Source organism: Methylorubrum rhodesianum (genome assembly GCF_014199985.1).
Lineage (GTDB): Bacteria > Pseudomonadota > Alphaproteobacteria > Rhizobiales > Beijerinckiaceae > Methylobacterium > Methylobacterium rhodesianum.
In genome coordinates this window covers 1-6,001 of the sequence record NZ_JACHOS010000039.1, presented here as the reverse complement: position 1 = coordinate 6,001, position 6,001 = coordinate 1, and the positions used below count along the sequence as shown (strand labels likewise).

General features: G+C 48.3%; 4 protein-coding genes and 2 pseudogenes. 5 read left to right on the top strand and 1 reads right to left on the bottom strand.

From position 1 onward, the window contains the following. From HNR01_RS27840 to HNR01_RS28235, 3 genes and pseudogenes are all read left to right on the top strand, one after another. Positions 1-147 (top strand): annotated as a pseudogene (locus HNR01_RS27840) (glucose-1-phosphate thymidylyltransferase RfbA); the annotation flags it as partial. Between the two features lie 73 nt (positions 148-220). After that, positions 221-1,354, top strand: a complete 1,134-nt coding sequence (locus HNR01_RS27190) for an FAD-dependent oxidoreductase (protein ID WP_183671062.1) — start codon at positions 221-223, stop codon at positions 1,352-1,354. 235 nt (positions 1,355-1,589) lie between these two features. Continuing rightward, the gene (locus tag HNR01_RS28235) at positions 1,590-1,820 is read left to right on the top strand and encodes a transposase (RefSeq protein WP_376770939.1); all 231 of its coding nucleotides are present in this window, start codon (positions 1,590-1,592) and stop codon (positions 1,818-1,820) included. Between the two features lie 344 nt (positions 1,821-2,164). On the opposite strand, the pseudogene HNR01_RS27835 reads toward HNR01_RS28235, so the two are convergent. Next, a pseudogene (locus HNR01_RS27835) lies at positions 2,165-2,484 on the bottom strand (IS3 family transposase); the annotation flags it as partial. Between the two features lie 973 nt (positions 2,485-3,457). Here HNR01_RS27835 and HNR01_RS27180 point away from each other — a divergent pair. After that, positions 3,458-4,435 (top strand): hypothetical protein, encoded by a 978-nt coding sequence (locus HNR01_RS27180; RefSeq protein WP_183671058.1) that lies wholly within the window; start codon positions 3,458-3,460, stop codon positions 4,433-4,435. Positions 4,436-4,517: 82 nt separating this feature from the next. Further along, positions 4,518-5,573, top strand: coding sequence for a glycosyltransferase family 61 protein (locus tag HNR01_RS27175; protein ID WP_183671056.1), 1,056 nt, complete (start codon positions 4,518-4,520; stop codon positions 5,571-5,573). Positions 5,574-6,001: the final 428 nt, after the last annotated feature.

Here is a 6,001-nt window from a genome sequence, read left to right as displayed (position 1 = left end):
CTGGAGGAGATCGCTTATCTCCAGGGCTTCATCGGCCGCGAGCAGCTGCGGGCGCGCGGCGAGCTGTTTGCCAAGACTAAGTACGGCCAGAACCTGCTGCGCCTTGCCCGTGAGGGCCGCCGGCCCGATCACAGTTTTGATACTTAGGATGCGCATCTATCTGGATGCGCCGTGAAATAAGCGTGCGAAGATCGATAAGTTATTAGTGACCGAGGTAAAAATGAATAAGATACTTGTAGTAGGAGCTGGCTTCGCAGGAGCTTGTTATGCTAGAACGCTAGCAGAACATGGTTATTCGGTTGCTGTGATTGATAAAAGGCCACATATAGCGGGCAATTGCTACGACTACTTGCACGACACGGGCGTTCGCGTGCATGCATATGGGCCTCATCTATTCCATACTTCCAACCAACGAGTTGTGGATTGGCTAAGCCGGTTTACAGATTGGACGCCTTATGCTCATAAAGTCGTAGCTCGTCTTTCGGATAATCGAAAACTACCATTGCCGGTCAATCTCGATACTGTGAATGAATTTTTTGGGATAAATTTAGAGTCCGAATCTGCAGTCCGTCATCATCTAAAGAGTATATCTGAAGCAATTCCTCGCATCAGAAATGCAGAAGATTGGCTTTATGCCAATATTGGTAAAGAACTTACGAATGTTTTTTTTCGCCCTTATACAAAAAAAATGTGGGATCTTGATCTTTCCGACGTCGATGCGGCAGTAGTTCAAAGAATAAAAATTAGAGCCGATCGCAGCAATCTTTATTTCCCAAATGACACCTTCCAAGCCATGCCCACAAACGGATATACAACATTATTTTCAAAAATACTGGACCATGCTCGAATTGAAGTTAGCCTCTCGACCGAGTTTGATAAAAAAATGTTGGATCATTTTGATTTTTGTTTTAATAGCATGCCCATTGATGAATACTTTGGTTTCAAATTCGGGCGGCTTCCTTACCGGTCCATTCGTTTCCACTTGACACAGCACTGCATTGAAGAGGCTGAGCCACACACAACAGTGAACTACACGGATGATGGTCCCTTCACACGAGAGACATGGTGGCACAATATCCCCGATCATTGGGATGGCAAGTCGGCTCAAGTGTTGAGATCAGTCGAAGAACCTTGCGATTATCGAGACAACGACGACGAACGCTACTATCCTGTCAAGTCATCAGACGGCTCATATGATCGTCTATACGAAAAATATCGCGAAGAAGCTATTGGTTTGGCGAAGATGAACTTTATCGGGCGGTGCGGTACATATCAGTATCTCGACATGCATCAAGTAATAAATCAATCTCTGTCCCATTGCCAGAAATGGATCTCTGAGAACTCAAACTCGTAATTGGCAAATTCCGACTTACGCATGATATTTATTTGCAAAAGCTTTCGGCTTTCGCAAATTCAGACTACACTACAGACTTCAAAATGGGATGTAGCACATGAATGCATTCATCTGGCCATCCGGAAGAGTCCTGCACATACTCTTAGGCGGCATCTATCCAGGAAACACATTCAGCCAAGTGCCGTCCCTAGAGGCTTGTTTTTGAGTACGGCGTTTCCAGAGCAGGAGGCTCGCGATAGCGTGGCTATTCAGGCTTCAGGATGAACATTGTGCGCGGATGAAGCTGTACCTTGCCCTCGGAGAGCCGGTTAAACCTCGGATCGAAGACAGGCGAGCAATCAAGGGCACCTTGCTGCGGCTGAATGTTGGTTGCCGTTGGCAAGAAGCGGCGACTGTCTTCGGTCTACATACGACGATCTACACCCACTACAACAGGTGGTCTCAGCGGGGGCTGGCAACATCTTGATTTTCCTGCCACCGACTTAGTGAACATCGGCCTAAACAAGTTTGTCTCGATTCTCGACCTCGACGGGACCGAGGTAGCCGAGCGTCGAGTGCCGCTGCGCCCCGTTGTCGATGCAATCGAAGTCTTCGGGCACATCGGCCCGTACCTCGTGCCACATGGGTACGGCTCACTCCTGTACTGGCTACCCTAGACACCTTGCTGTGTATCAAGCCGCAAGGCGGTTCTGGCTGATTGCCTTTTGTCTGTGAGTGATGTGGGTGAAAAGCTCACGAGTGATGTAGCGCATCAGGCAGCGGTTCGCTTACAGCTTAGAATTGCCCTCTGCGACGCGGTGGGCCATGTAAGCCTCCGCCCTTCGACAGCCGGCGCCGTCGGTTCGGGCGAGCCCGCATCGCGGTGTCGCGCATGATCCGCTCAATTCGATGCAGTCCGCACGCCCTGCACTCGGCCAGCACGTCATGTCAGGCCAGTCGCGCGCCGCAGTGCCGTCACTGTCCAGGAAGCTCATTCGCACTTTGGCCAAAGGCGCTTCGTTGTCGCAGAGGCGCTGGCTGGGGGATCGGGTGAGACAAGCGTTGAAGCCGGAGTGGGAGACGTTCAGTGCCGCGCAGATCCAGTCCACCGGCCAGACGTCCCGGTGCTTGACAATGAAGGCGAACCTCACGAGCCACATCCCGCGCGAAGAATGTGGTGGACCTTTTTAGGATGTGTCGCCTTAGGCTCCCCCCTCCGGTCTACGCTCCGCGCGCAACTAGAACACCTACGACAACGTCATGGCCAAGAGCTTCTTCCCTACCTTCACATGCGAAGTGTTGGCTCGCCATCGCTTCCGCTTGCAGGCCGAGGCAGGAATTACGGTCTTCAGCTACATCAAGGCCTTATCTAATCCGCGGCACCGTCACTCGACGCTTAGCTACTGCTCGCCCGCCGTCTACGAGTAGCAGACAGCGGCAGACCCAATAATCGACATTTCGCTCAGCCAAGCCCCTTGAACCATCCACGGAACCGAGGCAAACCTGACGTGATTCGGCGCCTGTCGACATGATTGAGGAAGGCGACCTCAGCAGCCTCGCTAGGAGCAGCCCACAAGGCCACGGTCAGACTCAGACCAAAGCTTGCATCTCCCTAGCACTGGCATACTTGCGCGTGACGAAAGAATTGAAATATAATAGGAATTATACAATTATACTAACCATTGGAGCGCCGCGTGCCGAAGGGGCTCCTGAAAGTTTCGCACTTGTGAATACTCGTTGGTAGAAACAGAACAAAGATGATCAGTCTCGACTGAATAATGCTATCTGCCTCTAATATATTCATGTATTTGAGATGCATTGCTTGCCGAATGCCTGCCGTCACCCAGATTTATCTCCTGTGCGGAATGCTATCCACTATCAGCGTCGACCTGAGACGCGAAATTTAGAGCACGTCTTAAGATTGACGCCCCCCTAAATGCCCGGTAGCAGTCTGCAAACGCTGAAAGAAACAACCGCCTCACTGTTGAGGAGAAGCGGTTGAGGAGAAGCGTTTGACAGCGGTTAAGTCTATATTGCGGGACTTGGAGGTGAAAGTAAATATAGAATATCGCTATAGCAAACATTCGAAACCCAGCGTGCAACAGGCGAGACGCAGGAGTCAAAGTGAGCCAAGAATATTACTACATTCTATGCCCACCCCATGCCATGACCGGAGGCCCTGAGGCTCTTCATCAGCTTGGCAATAAGCTTATTAAGCTTGGAAAAACCGTTTACATGATATATTTTCACGGATCCGTGGACGAAATCGTATATTCTCAAACTGTAAATCACGACAGAGTTTTGATCATACCTCAATACAATGCACCGGTACATGAAGCTTATAAGCACTATAACATCCCATATACATCTTGTATTGTTGACAATGCTCGCGCGCGCATAATCATTCCAGAAATATGGCCACATCTTATTGATAAATTCCTTGGGGCCGAAACGTACTATTGGTGGTTGAGCTTTGATTATGGTTATCAGGCAGTCCTAAATAATGAGGGCTTCGACGTGTTCCGCGCTTCGCGCCACATCAACCTCGTACAATCAAACTATGCAAAAAAGAAGCTTGAATCGCTGGAAATCTCTGACTCATATGTGCTCTCAGATTACACATCTCCGAACAACTTCTGCATTGATATAGATGTGTCTCAAAAAAAGAATCTAGTGCTCTATAATAGGAAGGGGCAGTCCGAAGCCGAGCGACTTGCGCCATATATCAAAAACTGCGATTTCGAGTTGATCGCAAACATGTCTCCCGAGCAAGTTCGAAATAAGATGGCTGAGGCAAAGGCATACATCGATTTTGGTCCCCATCCAGGAATGGATAGAATGCCACGTGAAGCAGCTGCATCGCAGTGCTGCGTCATGACCGGACTCAGAGGTTCGGCTTCTCATTTTGAAGATGTGCCGATTCCATCAATGTATAAAATTGACACCAGGGGTGATTATTTTGAGCATGCAGGGAATATAATTGAAGATATTATCTCGAACTATGATCGACACCTAAGGAACTTTGACTATTATCGTAGAAAGATTGCAGCTGAGTCTGATGTATTCGAATCTCAAATCAAAAACATCTTTGCTAATAGATAATGGAACTTCTTCGACCTATGCTTCAAATAATTATACGCAAAAATGCAGAAAAGTTGGCTACATGTGTTGAGGGACTTCTTCAATGACCAACATAGATAAATTCACAGATTGGGATGCTGAGATCCTCTTCGAAACTATTGGCCCGAAATACAGCAAAACTCCAAACTATATGACTAGGGTCGATCTAGTTCCGAGTGATGTACTAGAGGCATGCAGGACTGGGTGGAATTTAGATCATAGAGGTGACGCCAAATGGTCTGTCAAGTTATTTAGGAATGTTATTGTTGCCGGCGAGGGTCTTGTATTAAATGAGAAATTATCTGTCCTTGATGCTTCCATAACCCAGCATACAAAAGATGAAATATCGAATGCAATAAGCGAGATAGACCATTCTCTACTACCATATTATGAAGATAGCTATCTATTATTGAAAAAGCGTGGCTGCACTAATTACGGACATTGGTTGATTGAGGTGCTGCCAAAATTGTCTATCCTTAATGGGACCAATTTGTTTTCTGCCTTGTTGCTCCCGCAATGCACGGGAAAAATGTTTGATGTTATAGACAGTTCCGTAAAAATGATAAGCGGCGATTTGTATAAAAAAGAGTACATTTCTTCCAGTGCCGTCCGTGTGCGCGAATTAGTAGTAGTTGATGGCTTGACCCATCACGGGATTCACATGTCGCCTCTTGCTCTAAATGCAGCACGGGATCTGAGAAATTTTGCATCGCCGCTCAAAAATAAGAAAATTTTTGTAAGCCGGCAGTCTGTCCTTTCGAGAAGAATATCGAATTTTGATGAGGTCGAAAACTTACTACATGAACATGGCTTTCGAACAGTCGATCCAGCAGAGCATACACTGAAGGAGCAAATCGATATTTTTTCTGGGGCAGAGATTATCGTCGGTACTATGGGGGCCGGCATGACGAATGTAGTTTTTTCAGATCCATCTTCATATGTCGTTAATTTCGCTCCATCGAATATGCCCGATACCTTTTTCTACTTACTTTCTTGCCATAAGCATCATCAGTACATTGAAATGCGCTGTGAAGTTGATGGCAATCGGGGGGCATGGGACGGCGATATACACGTGAATTTGGAAGAGCTTAAGCACGTATTAAAGTTGTGCCGCCAATGAAGAATTCTGATCGCAAGGTAGTCCTCGGTTCGAGATTTATTCATCCATGTTAGCGCATGAGTCTATGTGATTGCCCAAAACTATTGGGCAATCAACACTTGATTGTTGCTGAACCATTTCTCAAGCTGATGGGTTGATCGGCGAAGGAGAGCACCGATGTCCACAGCCGGGTCTGTCGATCTACGAGAGTGCGTAATTCATGCCGTCGAGACCAGCGCATCCCGACACCAAGCTGCGGAACGCTTCGAGGCGAGCTTAGCGGCGCCAGCCGCTAGTGCGGACAGTTCGCGCGGGAGCGCCATGTCGCGCCTAGAGCCGCGCCCGAGCGAGTTAGGCCGGCTCGGGAGTTGGGACGTTGAGGGGTAAAGGAGGATGCCGATGCCTTCGCCCTTGTCCGTCGATCTACGCCAGCGTGTCGTCTCTGCCGT